Source organism: Streptomyces sp. NPDC045955 (assembly GCF_056430805.1).
In genome coordinates, this window is sequence record NZ_JBWKKY010000021.1 from 45,607 (window position 1) to 63,124 (window position 17,518).

Annotated in this window: 15 protein-coding genes and 1 pseudogene; 12 read left to right on the top strand and 4 right to left on the bottom strand. The window is 72.1% G+C overall.

Going from position 1 to position 17,518, the window contains the following annotated elements; translation table 11 throughout:
• Positions 1-85 precede the first annotated feature (85 nt).
• Positions 86-1,636, bottom strand: a complete 1,551-nt coding sequence (locus AC07F0_RS32415; protein WP_478983547.1) for a DUF4331 domain-containing protein — start codon at positions 1,634-1,636, stop codon at positions 86-88.
• 227 nt (positions 1,637-1,863) lie between these two features.
• Here AC07F0_RS32415 and AC07F0_RS32420 point away from each other — a divergent pair, with 227 nt between their 5' ends.
• The 4 genes from AC07F0_RS32420 to AC07F0_RS32435 all read left to right on the top strand — a co-directional run bounded on the left by AC07F0_RS32420 (position 1,864) and on the right by AC07F0_RS32435 (position 4,065).
• Positions 1,864-2,406 (top strand): sigma-70 family RNA polymerase sigma factor, encoded by a 543-nt coding sequence (locus AC07F0_RS32420; RefSeq protein ID WP_436730519.1) that lies wholly within the window; start codon positions 1,864-1,866, stop codon positions 2,404-2,406.
• Positions 2,403-3,215 carry an anti-sigma factor gene (locus AC07F0_RS32425; protein WP_478983548.1) on the top strand — a complete coding sequence of 271 codons (813 nt, stop codon included), beginning with the start codon at positions 2,403-2,405 and terminating at the stop codon, positions 3,213-3,215. The genes AC07F0_RS32420 and AC07F0_RS32425 overlap by 4 nt, the downstream gene beginning before the upstream one ends.
• 126 nt (positions 3,216-3,341) lie before the next feature.
• Entirely contained in the window at positions 3,342-3,608 is a 267-nt protein-coding gene (locus tag AC07F0_RS32430; protein ID WP_037671693.1) for a hypothetical protein, read from the top strand.
• A 193-nt stretch (positions 3,609-3,801) separates the two neighbouring features.
• A complete protein-coding gene (locus tag AC07F0_RS32435; RefSeq protein WP_478983549.1) occupies positions 3,802-4,065 on the top strand; it encodes a hypothetical protein in 264 nt (87 codons plus the stop codon).
• A gap of 4 nt (positions 4,066-4,069) precedes the next feature.
• Here the strand turns inward: AC07F0_RS32435 and AC07F0_RS32440 are convergent, their stop codons facing one another.
• Genes AC07F0_RS32440 through hmgA form a run of 3 tightly spaced genes read right to left on the bottom strand, consistent with a single transcriptional unit; the run spans position 4,070 to position 7,397 of the window.
• Entirely contained in the window at positions 4,070-5,242 is a 1,173-nt protein-coding gene (locus AC07F0_RS32440; RefSeq protein ID WP_478983550.1) for a type ISP restriction/modification enzyme, read from the bottom strand.
• Between the two features lie 26 nt (positions 5,243-5,268).
• On the bottom strand, positions 5,269-6,018 hold the full coding sequence (locus AC07F0_RS32445) for a GntR family transcriptional regulator (RefSeq protein ID WP_478983551.1): 750 nt from the start codon (positions 6,016-6,018) through the stop codon (positions 5,269-5,271).
• A 26-nt stretch (positions 6,019-6,044) separates the two neighbouring features.
• Positions 6,045-7,397 (bottom strand): homogentisate 1,2-dioxygenase, encoded by a 1,353-nt coding sequence (hmgA, locus tag AC07F0_RS32450; RefSeq protein ID WP_478983552.1) that lies wholly within the window; start codon positions 7,395-7,397, stop codon positions 6,045-6,047.
• Positions 7,398-7,576: 179 nt separating this feature from the next.
• On the opposite strand from hmgA, the gene AC07F0_RS32455 reads away from it, so the two are divergent.
• From AC07F0_RS32455 to AC07F0_RS32490, 8 genes and pseudogenes are all read left to right on the top strand, one after another.
• Positions 7,577-8,185 (top strand): hypothetical protein, encoded by a 609-nt coding sequence (locus tag AC07F0_RS32455; protein WP_478983553.1) that lies wholly within the window; start codon positions 7,577-7,579, stop codon positions 8,183-8,185.
• Between the two features lie 4 nt (positions 8,186-8,189).
• Positions 8,190-8,795, top strand: a complete 606-nt coding sequence (locus tag AC07F0_RS32460; protein ID WP_478983554.1) for a TetR/AcrR family transcriptional regulator — start codon at positions 8,190-8,192, stop codon at positions 8,793-8,795.
• A 93-nt stretch (positions 8,796-8,888) separates the two neighbouring features.
• The gene (locus AC07F0_RS32465; RefSeq protein ID WP_478983555.1) at positions 8,889-11,156 is read left to right on the top strand and encodes a molybdopterin oxidoreductase family protein; all 2,268 of its coding nucleotides are present in this window, start codon (positions 8,889-8,891) and stop codon (positions 11,154-11,156) included.
• Positions 11,157-11,291: 135 nt separating this feature from the next.
• Positions 11,292-12,710: a CitMHS family transporter gene (locus AC07F0_RS32470; protein WP_478983556.1), complete on the top strand. Its 1,419-nt coding sequence runs from the start codon at positions 11,292-11,294 to the stop codon at positions 12,708-12,710.
• 22 nt (positions 12,711-12,732) lie between these two features.
• Positions 12,733-14,046 (top strand): MFS transporter, encoded by a 1,314-nt coding sequence (locus AC07F0_RS32475; protein ID WP_478983557.1) that lies wholly within the window; start codon positions 12,733-12,735, stop codon positions 14,044-14,046.
• Between the two features lie 33 nt (positions 14,047-14,079).
• Positions 14,080-14,238 (top strand): annotated as a pseudogene (locus tag AC07F0_RS32480) (oxidoreductase, molybdopterin-binding protein); the annotation flags it as partial.
• 350 nt (positions 14,239-14,588) lie between these two features.
• On the top strand, positions 14,589-15,929 hold the full coding sequence (locus AC07F0_RS32485) for an ABC transporter ATP-binding protein (RefSeq protein ID WP_478983558.1): 1,341 nt from the start codon (positions 14,589-14,591) through the stop codon (positions 15,927-15,929).
• Positions 15,930-16,118: 189 nt separating this feature from the next.
• Positions 16,119-17,507 (top strand): aldehyde dehydrogenase family protein, encoded by a 1,389-nt coding sequence (locus AC07F0_RS32490; RefSeq protein ID WP_478983559.1) that lies wholly within the window; start codon positions 16,119-16,121, stop codon positions 17,505-17,507.
• Positions 17,508-17,518: the final 11 nt, after the last annotated feature.

Genomic DNA, 17,518 nt, shown 5'->3' on the forward strand with positions numbered 1-17,518 from the left:
CGGGTGCGGTGGGGTGGGACAGAGGCGCGGCCCGTGCCGTGGGGGACGGGAGACGGGCCGCGCCGGTCGGTGGGAGCGGAACGGGTCAGTACGCCCGGTTCCGCATGCGGCGCCACCACATGAGGGCCGCGCCGATCAGGACGATGCCGCCCGCGCCGGCCCCGGCGGACGCGGCGATCAGGCGCATGTCGTCCGAGCTCTGCGCCTCGGCCGGCTGGAGCGCGTCGCCGAGCTGGCTGCGGACGTCGTTGCCGCCGTCCACGCCCTTGGCGAGCGGACCGCGCGACCCCTCCGTCGGCAGGGCGACGTACGGGAAGGCCTTCTCGAAGTCCTTGTCGTTCTTGTCGACCGCGTCACCCAGGTCGTTCTTCGCACCCAGCAGCTCACCCTCGACGACCTGGAGCGAGGCGTCGATCACGTCGTCGGTGAGGCGACGGCCGTTCGGGAAGCCGGCGTTGTCACCGTCGAGGACACCGAGCCGCTTGGGCTTGGCGGCCGGCTTGATCGAGGTGTTGAGGCGCAGCTGCTCCGACGGCGTCACGTGCGGCGGCTGGTTGAGGTCCTTGACACCCTTGAGGAACACGTCGACCAGGTCGTTGCGCGGCTCGTCCGGCGCCGGGATCTCGTAGATCCCCTCGATGAGCTTGGGCAGCTCCGGGTTGGTGACGTTCTTCAGGAACTGGGCGTCGTCCCGGGGCGCGGACGCGTTGAACGTGTCCTTGTCCTTCAGCGGGTTGACGACCTCGTTCACCAGCGGGTTGCCGAGGCGGGAGACCTGCGCGAAGTAGCCCTGGGCGTTCTTGCGCTGCGTCGTCGACCAGATGCCGACGACCGGCTGGTCGTGCGACTGGGTGATGAAGCTGTTGGGGACCTGGAGGGCGATGGTGTTGACGTTGTAGCCCTTGAGCGTGTCGTTGCCGACCTCGGAGAGGTTCCCGCCGTACAGCAGGTCGAAGACGCGCAGGTCCAGGAAGAACGGGTCGTCGGCCTGCCCGGCGAACGTCTGGGCGCCCCCGGCGAGCTTGTGAATCGCCTGCTTGCGCAGGGTGTTGTAGTCCGGCATCGACGCCTTGCCGACGTTCGACGGCGCCACGGGCACGTCGTCGGCGACCTTGGTCTTCGACACCGCCTTCAGGTGCTTCAGCTTGATCAGCTCGAGGTCGTACGTCTGCGTGATGTTGAGGTCGGGGTCGTCGAGGCTCTCGACCGGGCCCGTGTTGTACAGGAACGTCTTGTCGTTCTTCGTGTGCGTCTTGAACGTGTACCGGAACAGCAGGTCTTCCTGCGCGTCACCGTCGCTGTCGATGCGCAGGTCGTACTGGGCGTCCTCGGCGAACGTGAAGAAGTTGGGCCCGCCGGCGGGTTCCTCGAACGGGATCCAGTTCGCGACGATGGTCGTCGTGTCCGGCTTGTCCGGGCTGACGAACGCGTACACGTCGGTGTTGTCGTACTGCGGGGTCCCCGAGATCAGCGGGGCCTCGCGGTGACTGGAGGCGGAGGCCGCCTCGGGTTCCAGCGCGGTCACACCGGCGGCTGCGAGCCCGCCGGCGGCCAGCGCACCACAGATCGCGGTCGCGATGCTCCTGCGTCCCACACCGGTCGCACCGGTCTCACCGGTCCTGGAGAAAGGTGTCATGCCGTCCGTCCTCAGTGCCAACTTGCCTGACACACGCCATTCGGAGCGGTCAGCGAAGCGGATTGGTCGAATCTCAAACGTTCTTACGGCGCGTCGGCAAAGTTGTTTCATCGCCGGGCGACCCGCGTTTTCGGCGTGCTCATCCGTAACCCCATCCGGAGGTGTGTGCGTTGCGAATGCCTCGTATGAGGGGACAGGCCCCGTGCGGCCTGGGAGAGGGGGACCGAGTGGAGGCGGACGAACTGCTGCTGCGCGTGGCGGGCGGCGACCAGCAGGCCTTCGAGGACTTGTACGGGCTGGTGTCCGGCCCGGTATTCGGGCTCGTACGGCGCGTGGTGCGCGACCTCGCCCAGTCGGAGGAGGTGGCTCAGGAGGTGCTGCTCGAACTGTGGCGCTCGGCGGCGAAGTTCGACCCGGGGCGGGGCAGCGCGATGTCGTGGATCCTCACCCTCGCCCACCGCCGTGCCGTCGACCGGGTGCGCAGCGCCCGCGCCGCCGGCGAGCGTGAGCAGCGGGAGGCCTGGCGCGCCCACCACCCGGCCTTCGACCAGGTCACCGAGGAGGTCGAGGCGGGACTCGAACGCGAGTGGGTACGCGTCTGCCTGGACCGTCTCACCGAACTCCAGCGCCAGTCCGTCACCCTCGCCTACTACGAGGGCTACACCTACCGTGAGGTGGCCGAGCGGCTCTCCCTGCCGCTGGGGACCGTCAAGACGCGGATGCGCGACGGGCTGACCCGGATGCGCGAGTGCCTGGGAGGCGTGGCATGAGTCTCTTCCGCCGCGAGGACCCGCACTCGCTCGCCGCGCCCTACGCGCTCGACGCCCTGGAACCCCCGGAGCGGGTCCGCTTCGAGAAGCACCTGAGGGACTGCGGCCGCTGCGCCGCCGAGGTGCGCGCCCTGTCCGAGGACGCCGTCCGGCTCGCCTGGTCCGCCGCCGCCCCGCCCCCCGCCGCCCTGCGCGACCGGGTCATGGCCGCCGTACGGACCACTCCGCAGGATCCGGCGCCGCAGAACGCGGCACGTGAGCCGGCACGGGCGCGTGCGCCGCAGCTGCCGCCGCACGTGTGGGGTACCCAGCCGCCACCGCGGCAGCGTCGCCGGATCCCGCTGTTCGTGCCCTTCGCCACGGCCACCGCCGCCGCGGCCCTCGTCGTCGCCTCGCTGTTCGCGGTGCAGGCGGACCGGACCCAGGATCAGCTGACCGCCGAGCGGGACCGCTCACGTGAGATCGCCCACGTTCTCGCGGCTCCGGACGCCCGCGCGAGCAGCGGCCGGGACGGGCGGGGCCGAACCATCGGAGTGATCGCTTCCGCCTCGGAGGGGAGCGCGGTGGTCACCCTCGGCGGATACGGTGCCCCGCCCGGCGGCCGAGTGCACCAGTTGTGGCTCATGCGCCCGGGCGCGCAACCACGCTCCCTGGGCCTCTTCGAGGGCGACACGCCCCTGGTCGCCACGGGTCTCGGCGCCTCCGCCACGTCACTGGCCGTAACCGTCGAGCCCGACGGCGGATCGCCGCAGCCCACCAGCCAGCCGATCGTCCAACTCGCCCTGAAATCTGTCGGATTCGGAAAGTAATCGGGAATACATCGTCAACCCCCTTATGGGGAAGGTGAATCCTGTGACCGCGATACACGAGTGCCCGGACGGGGCGATAGGGTTAACCTGCCCGGGCCGGGTGGACTCGTACGGGTGGGGAGTGACATGGAACAGATAACAGTGCGCAGCAGGGCGAGGGTCCCTGCGATCACCTGCGGGAGCAGCGCGACCAGTTCGCGCCTCGACCGCCACCTCTCGGTGCTGGGCGGCCCTGCCGTCCCGCAGCGGGAGACGGTCGAGGCGACCTCTCTGATGCGTGAACTGACCGCGCGTCAGCCGCACGACCGCAGTGGCAGGGGAGCGCGCGTGCGTCGCGTCTCGCTCTTCGCACCGCTGCGCAGGCTGCGCCGCTCGCTGTTCGGCGGCAAGTAGGGGCCCGCGCTCGGGCGGTCACACCGCCCCTGGTGCCACGCTGCGCACTCGTCGTCCGTCATCCCCACGGCACGCAGCGGCGCCAGGTGCGTACCCGAGCGCGGCCCGCCCCAGACGGTGCCCCATCCCCGCCCGGCAATGACCGGCGGCATCGTCCGGATCCGGTGTTCCGGCCGCCCCTTCACCGCTCTCCGTGCGCGTACTGACGCACGGCCGACGGCACGAACACCCCGAGCAGCACGGCGCACCACAGCAGCCAGCCCCGGCAGCCCGCTCGTCGGGATGCACGCGCTGGACAGCGGCGGCAGCAGGAACGGCACCGTCCCGGCGGCTGTGGCCACCAGGTCCGCGACTGGCCGCCGCCTTCATGGAGCGGAGCGGGCCGGCCGACCTGGAGGCGGTGTTCAGGCGGGCCCTCGAACACGTCCTGGACGCCTACGACCCCGACCTGCGCTGACGCGCTACAGCAGGGCGAGCTGCCCCTCCGGGCCCTCCTCGGGGCCGTCCAGTACCGAGGCCGGGCGGCGGGCCGAGGCCGGTACCGGGAGGACGCCGGCCTCGCGCAGCTCGGTCGCCGTGACCGGGTCGGGGACCTCCGGCTCCTCCAGGGGGCGCAGTTCGGCCAGCAGGGCCAGGACCGTGATCAGTTCCAGCAGCTCCGACGTCCAGGCCTGGGGCCAGGTCGCGGGGCGGATCGCGGCGAGTGTGCCCGGCTCGGCCTCGGCGACGCGCGCCGCGAACCACTGCTCCAGGACACGCGCCCCGCCCACCTCGAAGTCCCAGGCCTCCGGCGGCACCGGGGAGACGCGGCCCTCGTCCAGCAGCAGAGCCTCCTCGTCCCGGTCGTAGCGCAGGTCCAGGGGGCGGGAGGGCAGCGGGGCGCGGACGTAGGGGCGGCGGCCCCCGGGCAGCTTGGGGCGTTGGCCGTCGCGGCGCATCAGCCACAGCAGCCGGTGGCCCAGCTCCAGGCCTCGCGCCCAGGCGTCGGCGTCCCCGGTGAGCGGGACCGAGAGGTCCGGGCGTGCCGTCGCCGTGATCCATGCCAGCACGTCAAGAGGCGTCGGGACGCCGCCCAGACGGGTGCCCAGGTGCTCCAGCAGGCCGGGCGCCAGGTTGGGCTCCTGCCCGCCCGGCCGCCGGAACAGCGGGCGGATCCGGCCCGGGCGCAGCAGCGGGAGCAGTGAGGTGACGAGCAGGCGTGGGACTTGCCGGGCACTGCCCGGGGCCTCGGGTGCCTCCAGTACGAAGACCTGACGTTCGTCCGCCACGCGCCACAGCTCCGGGCGGGCCGCGTCGATCAGCCGCTGGTCGGGGATCAGCCACTGCTCGTCGAAGGGGGCGTACAGCACGCGCACCGGCTCCGGGCACGGCCCCGAGGCGCGGGCCAGCTTCTCCGTCCCGCTGCCGGCCTGGCCGGGCAACTGGCCGACCGCCGTGTGCGGCGTGCGTGAGCGGGTCGGCTCGAACAGGGTCTCGCGGTCGGGTCCCTCGGCCTTCAGCAGGGCGTCCCAGCGGGCCTTCAGGGACGGCGCGTCTGGTCCCGCCGGCCACCCCCGGCCGAGCCGCGGCGGTGCGACGGACCACGGCATGAGGTCCGCCAGCAGCGGAGCGTCGTCGTGCGTCACGCAGGGCATCGTACGGTGTGGCTCCGGCACCCGGGTCAGGTCGCCTCCAGGGTCACCGTGAAGGAGAAGCGGTCCCCCCGGTACTGGATGACGGCCACGTCCAGAGGCCGCCCGTCGGCGTCGTACGTGATGCCCGTGTAGTGCAGGATCGGGCTGAGCAGCGGGACGTGGAGCAGTTTCGCCGTCTCCGGGTCGGCCAGCCGGGCCTGAACCGTGTCCGTGATGCGGCTGATGTCCGCCCCGACGACATCCCGCAGCACCTTGGTCATGGGCCACCGGACCAGGTCGTCCAGGTCGATGCGCGCGGCCAGTTCGGGACGCACGTAGTTGCGGGCGTGGTTGGTCGGCTCACCGGTCTTCTCGTCGCTGCGCAGCCGGTGGTACGTCGCCACCGCGGCCAGATCCGGGAAGAACTCGGCGAGTTCGGCGGGCACCGGGGCGGTGCCGTGGTCCAGCAGCTCGGTCGTCATGCCGGACTGCTGGGCCACGATCGCGTCCACCGAGCCCAGCAGCCGGACCGGGGAGCCCCGGCGCACGTCCGGCTCGATGAACGTGCCGCGCCGGCGGTGGCGCGTGATGAGCCCCTCGTCCTCCAGTTCCTTCAGCGCCTGCCGCATGGTCAGCACGCTCACGCCGTAGTGCCCGGCCAGCTGCTCCTCGGTGGGCAGGCGCAGCGGGTCCTGGGGCGAGCGGCCGAGGATCGAGGCGCGCAGCGACTGCGACACCTGGTACCAGAGCGGCAGCTTGCGGTTCAGGACGATCGAGTCCGGAGCGAAGGAGGTCACGGGCCATCCGTACCGGTCTCGGATGTTCAGTGCAAGGGACGGAAGTGCCGCTCCAGGCCCTGCCAGACGTCGTCGTAGCGCTGCTGGAGGTGTTCGGCGCGGGCGGCCTGCGGGGTCAGGGTGATCGGCCAGCGCGTCTCGAACATGAACGCCAGGCCGTCGTCGATCTTCTGCGGCCTCAGCTCGGCGGCGCTCGCCCGGTCGAAGGTCTCCCGGTCCGGGCCGTGCGCCGACATCATGTTGTGCAGCGAGCCGCCGCCCGGCACGAAGCCTTCCGCCTTCGCGTCGTACGCGCCCTCGATCAGCCCCATGTACTCGGTCATCACGTTCCGGTGGAAGTACGGCGGCCGGAACGTGTCCTCGCCCACCAGCCAGCGCGGGGCGAACACCACGAAGTCGACCCCCGCCAGGCCCGGCGTGTCCGAGGGGGACGTCAGCACCGTGAAGATCGACGGGTCGGGGTGGTCGTACGTGATGGTGCCGAGCACATTGAAACGGCGCAGGTCGTAGACGTACGGCACATGGTTGCCGTGCCAGGCGACGACATCGAGCGGGGAGTGGTCGTAGGTGGCCGTCCAGAGGTTGCCGCAGAACTTGTTCACCACCTCCACCGGGCCCTCGACGTCCTCGCACGCGGCGACCGGGGCGCGGAAGTCCCGGGGGTTGGCGAGGCCGTTCGCGCCGATCGGGCCCAGGTCGGGGAGACGGAAGGGCGCCCCGTAGTTCTCGCACACATAGCCGCGGGCGGACTCGTCGAGCAGCTCCACACGGAAGCGGACCCCACGCGGGATCAGCGCCACATGGCCCGGCTCCACATGGAGCAGACCGAATTCCGTGCGCAGCAGCAGCCCGCCGCGCTCCGGGACGATCAGCAGCTCGCCGTCGGCGTCGCTGAACACCCGGTCCATCGAGGCGTTGGCGGTGTAGAGGTGGACGGCGATGCCGGTGCGCTGGGTGGCGTCGCCGTTGCCGCCCAGGGTCCACAGACCGGCCAGGAAGTCGGTTTCCGGCGCCGGGTCGGGCAGGGGGTTCCAGCGCAGGCGGTTGGGGTCGGGCACGGTCTGTGTGAAGGGGGCGGTGCGGATCGCGCCGTTGTGCGTGCGGGTGAACGCCGGGTGCGCGGCCGACGGGCGGATCCGGTACAGCCACGAGCGGCGGTTGTGGGCCCGGGGCTCGGTGAAGGCCGTACCGCTCAGCTGTTCCGCGTACAGCCCGAGTGGTGCCCGCTGGGGGGAGTTGCGGCCCTCCGGCAGTGCGCCCGGGACGGCCTCGGAGCTGTGCTCGTTGCCGAAGCCGGAGAGGTAGGTCAGCCCTTCGGCGGTCTTCCGCGCTTCCCCGCGCTCGACCCCGCTCGCGCGGGAGGTACCCCCATCGCCCATGATCGTTGCTCCCTTGTGGTCCGATTCCTGCGCCACCCGATTCCTATGCAACACCGTAGGATTGCGATTTCCCCGACGCAAGAGGGACGCGCGGCCGTGCCGGACTCCTCATTGCGGAGGAGAGGGACCCGACTCCAGGACGATCCGCCGGACCGGACGCCTGTTCTACGCTCCCCGGCATGTCGTGGACACGGGGATCTGGCGCCGTGCTCGCGGTCTGTGTCCTCCTGCTGACCGGATCCGCGGGCTGCGGCTCCGGTGAGGCGCGGGAGGACGGGGCGCGGCACGTACCGGTGGGCAGCCTTCTGGAGGACCGGGACCAGGAGGGGAGTGCCTACCGCGAGGTGGCGCCGCGGGGCGCCCCCGACGTCGGCATCGAGGTGCAGCCCGGAGCGGCCGGCGGCTGGGACGTCCGTCTGACCGTGCGGAACTTCCGCTTCTCCCCGGCCGGTACGGCAGCCCGGGCCGTGGCCGGGCGCGGCCTCGCGCGGCTCTACGTGGACGGCCGCCCGGTCGCCCGGCTCCGGGCGCCCGAGTACCGTCTCGCCGAGCGCCTCGTGCCGCGGGGTACGCACCGCGTCACGGCCCGACTCCATGCCGACGACGGCACGGTGTGGGCGGTGGACGGCATACCCGTGGAGAGCACGGCCGACCTCACGGCGTCGGCACCCGGCCCCGGCGCCACGCCGGGTGCGGACGACCGGCGGCAGGCGCGTACGCACGCGTCGGACGCCCGGTCCCGGATCGGGGGGCGAGGTTCACCGGGGCGCGCCGGAAAGGCATCATGAGCCCGTGCCCCACGCGACATCGCTCCGTCGTGCGCCCGTCCAGCGGCGCAGTGCCGAACGCCTGGCCAGAATCCTCGACGCCTGCGCCGACCTCCTCGACGAGGTCGGCTACGACGACCTGAGCACCCGGGCCGTCGCCCAGCGGGCCGCGGTCCCCATCGGCTCGGTCTACCGCTTCTTCGGCAACAAGCGCGAGATGGTCGACGCGCTGGCCCAGCGCAACCTCGAACGCTACTCGGAGCGGGTCACCCAGCGTCTGCGCACGGCGGGCGACGCCGGCTGGCGCGAGGCCATGGACGCCGTGCTCGACGAGTATCTGGAGATGAAGCGCACCGCGCCCGGCTTCTCCCTCGTCGACTTCGGCAACCAGATCCCGGTCGGCGCCCGCACCGAGCCCAACCACCGCGTCGCCGACCGCCTCACCGAACTCCTCTCCGGCTATCTCGGCCGCGAGCCCGACGAGGAGCTGCGCCGGGTCTTCCTCATCGCCGTCGAGACCGCCGACACCCTCGTGCACCTGGCCTTCCGGGTCGCGCCGGAAGGGGACCCGAAGATCATCCAGGAGATGCGGGAGATGCTGCGGGCCTACCTGGCCCGGGTGCTCGACTGATCTGACACCGGTCAGGGCCTCCCCTCCGTGCATACCGGTCGGTATGCTCGGGCGCGTCCGTGCGCCACCGTAGCCGCCGCCCCTGGAGGACCCGTGTCCCGCACCGCCCTGCGTATCTGTCCCCTGTGCGAGGCCACCTGCGGCCTGACCCTCACCATCGAGGGGACACGCGTCACCCACGCCCGCGGTGACCGCGACGACGTCTTCAGCAAGGGGTTCATCTGCCCCAAGGGCGCCGCCTTCGGTGCCGTCGACGCCGACCCCGACCGACTGCGCGCCCCGCTCGTGCGCAGGGACGGCGAGCTGCGCGAGGCCACCTGGGAGGAGGCCTTCGACGCGGTCGCCGCCGGCATCCGGCCAGTCGTCGAGCGGTACGGCCCGAACTCCGTCGGCGTCGTCCTCGGCAACCCCAACGTGCACACCATGGCCGGCGCCCTCTACCCGGCGGTGCTGCTCGCCGGGCTCGGCACCCGCAGCGTCTTCACCGCCTCCACGGTCGACCAGATGCCCAAGCACGTCTCCAGCGGACTGCTCTTCGGCGACGCGAACGCCATCCCCGTGCCCGACCTGGACCACACCGACCATCTGCTCCTGATCGGCGCCAACCCGCTGGAGTCCAACGGCAGTCTGTGCACGGCCCCCGACTTCCCCGGCAAACTCAAGGCGCTCAAGGCCCGGGGCGGCACGCTCGTCGTGATCGACCCGCGGCGCACCCGCACCGCCAAGCTCGCCGACCGGCACATCGCCGTGCGGCCCGGCACCGACGCGCTGCTGCTGGCGGCGATGGCCCAGGTGCTCTTCGACGAGGGCCTCACCGAACCGATCCCGCACGTGCAGGGCGTCGAGGACGTGGCCGACGCCCTGCGGGAGTTCACCCCCGAAGCCGTCGCCGCCGCCTGCGACGTCGAGGCCGGCGTCATCCGCACCCTGGCCCGAGAGCTCGCCGCCGCCCCCACCGCCGCCGTCTACGGCCGCATCGGCAGCTGCACCGTCCCGCACGGCACTCTGGCCAGCTGGCTCGTCGACGTCCTGAACATCCTCACCGGCAACCTCGACCGGCCCGGCGGGGCGCTCTTCCCGCAGGCCGCCACCGACAAGACCCCGCGCCCCGCCGGGCCCGGCCGCGGCTTCGCCCTCGGGCGCTGGCACTCCCGCGTGAGCCGGCACCCCGAAGCCAAGGGCGAGCTGCCCCTCTCCGCCCTCGCGGAGGAGATCGACACCGCCACCGAGGAGGGCGAGCCGGTGCGCGCGCTCCTCGTCGTCGCCGCCAACCCCGTGCTCTCCGCACCCGACGGCGACCGGCTCGACAGGGCGCTCGACTCGCTCGACTTCATGGTCAGCGTCGACCCGTACCTCAACGAGACCTCGCGCCACGCCGACGTCGTCCTGCCCCCGCCCCCGCCCTCCCAGAGCCCGCACCACGACTTCGCCTTCAACACCCTCGCCGTCCGCAACCAGGTCCGCTACACCCGCCCCGCGATCCCGCTGGAGCCGGGCCGGATGGCGGAGACGGAGATCCTGGCCCGGCTGATCCTGGCCGTCACGGGCATGCACGGGGCCGATCCCGCCGCCGTCGACCAGATGGTCATCGACCAGACCCTCGGCAAGGCCGTCGAGGAACCGCACTCGCCCGTCCACGGCCGTGACCCCCGCGCACTCGCCACTCAGCTCGCCGGCGACACCGGCCCCGAGCGACGCCTGGACATGATGCTGCGCCTCGGCCCCTACGGCGACGGCTTCGGCGTACGACCGGAGGGACTGACCCTGGAGAAGCTGCTCGCGCACCCGCACGGCATCGACCTCGGCCCGCTGCGCCCCCGCCTGCCGCAGCCGCTGAAGACCAGGAGCGGCAAGGTGGAACTGCTGCCGCGGCCGATCGCGGACGACCTGCCCCGCCTCAAGCGCGCCCTGGCCGAACGACCCGACGGACTCGTCCTGGTCGGCCGCCGCCACCTCCGCTCGAACAACAGCTGGATGCACAACGTGCCGGCCCTCACCGGCGGCTCCAACCGCTGCACCCTGCACATCCACCCCGAGGACGCCGAACGGCTGGGCGTGCGCGACGGGGCACCGGTGCGTGTGAAGGGCGCCGGGGGAGAGGTGACCGCACCGGCCGAGGTCACCGACGACGTGCGCCGGGGCGTGGTGAGCCTGCCGCACGGCTGGGGTCACAACCGCCCCGGCATCCGGCTCAGCCACGCCGCGACCGACCCCGGCGTCAACGTCAACCAGCTCCTGGACGGCCGTCTGCTCGACCCGCTGTCCGGCAACGCGGTCCTCAACGCAGTGCCCGTCGACGTCGCCCCCGCGACGGCCCCCGGATGCGCATCCGTGACCGAAAAGCTCACCGCTCTGACCTGAGCAAAGCTGTGACCAGCAGTTTTGCGCTTATTGCTCGCACGTCAACGTCTTGTTAACGCTGCTTGAACGCACCTAACGTCTCGGACACCGCCGGCCCTGGTGGGATGTTCAAGGGCGAACGTTAGGTATCCACTCATGCTGACCATCCTCGGCTTCGCCATGATCGCGACCTTCCTGGTCCTGATCATGATGAAGAAGATGTCGCCGATCGCGGCGCTCGTGCTGATTCCCGCGCTGTTCTGCGTGTTCGTCGGCAAGGGCGCCAAGCTCGGCGACTACGTCCTCGACGGCGTGACCGACCTCGCCCCCACTGCGGCGATGCTCATGTTCGCGATCGTCTACTTCGGTGTGATGATCGATGTCGGTCTCTTCGACCCGGTCGTCCGCGGCATCCTCAAGTTCTGCAAAGCCGACCCGATGCGGATCGTCGTCGGCACCGCAGTGCTCGCCGCGATCGTGTCGCTGGACGGCGACGGCTCCACCACCTTCATGATCACCGTCTCGGCGATGTACCCGCTGTACAAGCGCCTGAAGATGAGCCTGGTCGTGATGACCGGTGTCGCCGCCATGGCCAACGGCGTGATGAACACCCTCCCCTGGGGCGGCCCGACCGCCCGCGCCGCGACCGCGCTCAAGCTCGACGCCAGCGACATCTTCGTCCCGATGATCCCGGCGCTCCTGGTGGGCCTGCTCTTCGTCTTCGTCCTCTCCTACGTCCTGGGTGTGCGCGAGCGCCGGCGGCTGGGCGTGCTGACGCTGGACGAGGTGCTGGTGGAGGAGAAGGTCGAGGAGAAGGAGAGCGAGACGGTCCTCGTGGGCGCCGGCGGCTCCGGCGACGGCAAGGTCGACATGCGCAAGAGCGTCGCGGGCGGTGCCGGCTCCGGCACGGACGCCGACGAGCAGAGCGACGACTTCCAGGGCCTCGACCCCCACCGCGCCACGCTGCGCCCCAAGCTGTACTGGTTCAACGCGCTGCTCACGGTCGGCCTGCTCACCGCCATGATCATGGAGCTGCTGCCGATCCCGGTGCTGTTCCTGCTCGGCGCCGCGCTCGTGCTCACCGTCAACTTCCCGCACATCCCGGACCAGAAGGCCCGCATCGCCGCCCACGCCGAGAACGTCCTGAACGTCTCCGGCATGGTCTTCGCCGCCGCCGTCTTCACCGGCGTCCTGCAGGGCACCGGCATGGTCGACCACATGGCCAAGTGGATGGTGGACGTCATCCCCGGCAGCATGGGCCCGCACATGGCGCTGGTCACCGGCATCCTCAGCCTTCCGCTGACGTACTTCATGTCGAACGACGGCTTCTACTTCGGTGTCCTGCCCGTCCTCGCCGAGGCCGGCGCCGCGCACGGTGTCTCCCCGCTGGAGATGGCCCGCGCCTCCCTCGTCGGCCAGCCGCTGCACATGTCCAGCCCGCTCGTCCCGGCCGTGTACGTCCTGGTCGGCATGGCCAAGGTGGAGTTCGGCGACCACACGAAGTTCGTCGTGAAGTGGGCCGCCCTCACCTGTCTGGTCATCCTCGGGGCGGGCATGCTCTTCGGGATCATCTGACCACCGCATGGAGGACGTCATCGTGAGGCCCGGTGGGAACCGCGGCTGGCTGCTCCGCCTCGTCATCGCCTTCAGCTTCGCGCAGGGGGCGGTGTCGATGGCCCGGCCCGCCGTCTCCTACCGGGCCCTCGCGCTGGGCGCGGACGAGCGTGCGGTCGGTGTGATCGCGGGTGTGTACGCGCTGCTGCCGCTGTTCGCCGCAGTGCCCCTGGGCCGCCGCACCGACCACGGCCGCTGCGCGCCCCTGCTGCCCATCGGCGTGGTCCTCATATCCGGCGGCTGCGCGCTCAGCGGCCTCGCGAACTCCCTGTGGGCGATGGCCCTGTGGAGCGGCGTGATGGGCCTCGGTCACCTCTGCTTCGTCATCGGCTCCCAGTCCCTCGTCGCCCGCCAGTCCGCGCCGCACGAACAGGACCGTAACTTCGGCCACTTCACCATCGGCGCCGCGCTCGGCCAGCTGGTCGGGCCCATCGCCGCGGGCGCGGTGATCGGCGGTGACGACATGACGGGCACGAGCGCGCTCGCCCTGATCGTGGCGGGCGCGATCGGGGCGGTCGCGTTCACCTCGCTGTGGCGCATCGAGCACCGCCGTACGGCTGCCACGTCCCGCGCGGAGAAGGACGACCGTGTCCCGGTCCGGCGCATCCTGCGCACCCGGGGCGTGCCGGCCGGCATCCTCATCAGCCTCGCGGTGCTGTCCGCGACCGACATCCTCACCGCGTACCTTCCGGTGGTCGGCGAGCACCGGGGGATCGCGCCGTCCGTGATCGGCGTCCTGCTCAGCCTGCGCGCGGCGGCCACCATCGCGTGCCGCCTGGTGCTGACGCCCCTGCTGCGGCTGCTCGGCCGCACCCTGCTGCTCATGGTGACCTGTCTGCTGGCGGCCCTGCTGTGCGCGGGCATCGCCCTGCCGATGCCGGTGTGGGCGCTCGGCCTGCTGCTGGTGCTGCTCGGCTTCTGCCTCGGGGTGGGGCAGCCGCTGTCCATGACGACGGTGGTCCAGGCCGCCCCCGACGAGGCCCGTTCCACGGCCCTGGCGCTGCGCCTCACCGGCAACCGGCTCGGCCAGGTCGCCGCGCCCGCCGCGGCCGGGCTGATCGCCGGGGTCGCGGGGGTGGCGGCGCCGTTCGTGATGCTCGGGGTGCTGTTGCTGCTGTCCTCGGGGGTCGCGATGCGGTCGCGGGGGGAGTCGCGGGAGTCGGAAGAACCGGGGGAGCCGGGGGAGCCGGGGGAGCCGGGGGAGTCGGGGGATCTGGGGGATCCGGGCGAGGCGGGAGGAGTTCCGGGTGAGGCCCGCCGGTCGAGGGTGCGGCTCCGCCGGAAGAGCGATACCTGACGCGTCGTAGGGCGCGGTCGCGACAGCGGCAGCAGCGCCCTCGCGGAGGAGATCGACACCGCCACCGAGGAGGGCGAGCCGGTGCGCGCGCTCCTCGCCGTCGCCGCCAACCCCGTGCTCTCCGCACCCGACGGCGACCGGCTCGACAGGGCGCTCGAATCGCTCGACTTCATGGTCAGCGTCGACCCGTATCGGTACCGGGCCCCCGGAGGACGATCCCAAGCTGGTCGGCCGAGAAGGCGCACTTCCCGAGCCAGGAGGTGTACGGCGCCCGGGGCCGCCCCGAGCTGCGTCTGATCACCCGCGGCGGCAGCTGGGCAGGAAGGGCTGCTCCGGGAACGTCATGGTCTTGGCCCACCTCACCGGCGTCCACCGACCCCCGTCCGCCTTCTCACCAGCTGGACGGAACGCCCGGATTCCGGCAGGTGTCTTCCCCCGGCCGCGTACATTCCGTTAACTTCCGTGACCCACAGCCCCGTACGAGCCGCACGGGGCTTCCGACCGCGGAGCACCAGCGCCCTGATGACCCCTCGGGGGCACCCATGACACGCGCCATCTCCCTGCACGACGTGAGCAAGGCCTACACGCGAGGCGCCCGCGTGGTGGACCGGCTGTCGCTGGACATCACGCCGGGCGAGTTCCTCGTGCTGCTCGGCCCGTCCGGCTGCGGCAAGTCGACCGTGCTCCGGATGATCGCCGGCCTGGAGGAGATCGACGAGGGCGAGCTGCTGCTCGACGGCCAGTACGCCAACGACCTGCCGCCGTCCGGGCGGGACATGGCGATGGTCTTCCAGAACTTCGCCCTCTACCCGAACATGACCAGCCGCGCCAACATCGGCTTCCCGCTGCGGATCGAGGCCCCGGGCACGGACCCCGGGCCGCGCGTGGACGCCACCGCCCGGATGCTGGGCATCGAGGACCTCCTCGACCGACTGCCCGGCCAGCTCTCCGGCGGTGAACGCCAGCGGGTCGCCATGGGCCGGGCCATCGCCCGCCACCCCTCCGCCTTCCTGATGGACGAGCCGCTGTCCAACCTCGACGCCAAGCTCCGCACCCATCTGCGCGCCGAGATCTCCCAGCTGACCAAGGAGCTGGGCGTCACCACGATCTACGTCACCCACGACCAGGCCGAGGCCATGTCGCTCGGCGACCGGGTCGCGGTCCTGCGCGGCGGCGTGCTCCAGCAGGTCGACAGCCCGCGGGCCGTCTACGCGCTGCCCAGCAACGTCTTCGTCGCCGCCTTCATCGGCACCCCGCGCATCAACCTGCTGCGCGGCCTGGTGCGCGCCCCGCTGGACGGCGCGATGACCATCAGCCTGGGCAAGCAGTTCCTGCGCCTGCCCGAGCCGCTCTCCCTGGACCATCAGCTGCTGCGCGTCGAGCAGGGCCGCGAGGTCATCGTGGGCCTGCGCTCGGAGGCCGTCCGGATCGCCAAGCACTCCGCGGCCCGCCCCGGCGAGGTGCCGATCACCGGCCTGGTCGAGCACGTGGAGTTCCAGGGGCACGAGATCCTCGTCCACTTCAACACCGGCTCCAGCCCCGCCGTCGTGCCCGAACTGGAGGCCCCGCGCCCCCGCCCCGGCCGCCCCGCCCGGCGCCGCCGCCGCGAGGCCTCGGTCCTCACCCGCCTGCGGGAGCGGACCGGAGCCGGACGGGCCGGACCCGTCGTGACCCTGGACGACCCCGGGGACGCCGGAGTACGGCCGCCGTCCGCCGAGCCCCGCCTGCCCGGCGACCTCATCGTCCGCACCACCCCCGACCTCGCCCTCCGCCACGGCATGCAGGTGCCGCTCCTGGTCGACCTCGCCCACCTCTTCGTCTTCGACCGGCACGGCGACCGCATCTGCCCGCACCCGGCGCGCCTGCCCGACCTGGGGGAGTGAGGAGCCGCACACCCGGGCGGGGCCCCGGCCGTGCTGTGATGACCCGTACCCCGGACCTCGGACCCGGACCTGGGACCCCGGACCTTGACCTGGGACCAGGCACCCGGCACCCCGTCACGTCTGGCGCCAGAAAACTATCGTCGCTAGTTTATGTACCGGACGACGACGCCCCGCCCCGGAGGAAGCACGATGAAGGCATACGACGGCATGTACATCCAGGGCGCCTGGCGCCCCGCCGCCGGCCAGGACGTGATCGAGGTCGTGAACCCGGCCGACGAGCAGGTCATCGGCACGGTCCCGGCCGGCACCGCCGAGGACGTCGACGCCGCTGTGCGGGCCGCGCGCGCCGCCCTCCCGGACTGGGCCGCGACCCCGCCCGCCGAGCGCGCGGCGCGCCTGGCCGCCCTGCGGGACGTGCTCACGGCCCGCGCGGACGAGATCGCCGAGACCGTCACCGCCGAACTCGGCTCGCCCCTGAAGTTCTCCCAGGCCGTCCACGCGGCCGTGCCGATCGCGGTCGCGGGCTCCTACGCCGAGCTCGCGGCGACGTATGCCTTCGAGGAGAAGACCGGCAACTCGGTCGTGCACCACGAGCCGGTCGGTGTCGTGGCCGCGATCACGCCCTGGAACTACCCGCTGCACCAGATCGTCGCCAAAGTCGCGCCGGCCCTCGCGGCGGGCTGCACGATCGTCGTGAAGCCCGCCGAGGACACCCCGCTGGTCGCCCGCCTGTTCGCGGACGCGGTGCACGAGGCCGGCCTCCCGGCGGGCGTCTTCAACCTGGTCACCGGCCTCGGCCCGGTCGCAGGCCAGGCCCTCGCCGAGCACCCCGGCGTCGACCTGGTCTCCTTCACCGGCTCCACCGCCGTCGGCCGGCGCATCGCCGCGATCGCCGCCGGGCAGGTCAAGAAGGTCGCCCTCGAACTCGGCGGCAAGTCGGCCAACGTCATCCTCCCGACCGCCGACCTCGCCAAGGCGGTCCATGTCGGTGTCGCCAACGTCATGTCCAACTCCGGGCAGACGTGCAGCGCGTGGACGCGGATGCTGGTCCACCGCGACCAGTACGACGAGGCGGTCGGGCTCGCCGCGACGGCCGCCGCCAAGTACGGCGAGCGCATCGGCCCCGTCGTCAACGCCAAGCAGCAGGCCCGCGTGCGCGGCTACATCGAGAAGGGCGTCGCGGAGGGCGCCCGTCTGGTCGCCGGCGGCCCCGAAGTCCCGCGCGAGAAGGGGTACTTCGTCAGCCCGACCGTCTTCGCCGACGTCACCCCGGACATGACCATCGCGCAGGAGGAGATCTTCGGCCCGGTCCTGTCGATCCTCCGTTACGAGGACGAGGAGGACGCCCTGCGGATCGCCAACGGCACGGTCTACGGCCTGGCCGGCGCCGTCTGGGCCGGTGACGAGGCCGAGGCGGTGGCCTTCGCGCGCCGGATGGAGACCGGCCAGGTCGACATCAACGGCGGCCGCTTCAACCCCCTCGCCCCCTTCGGCGGCTACAAGCAGTCCGGCGTGGGCCGCGAGCTCGGCGTGCACGGCCTGGCCGAGTACCTCCAGACCAAGTCCCTCCAGTTCTAGAACCAGGGGAG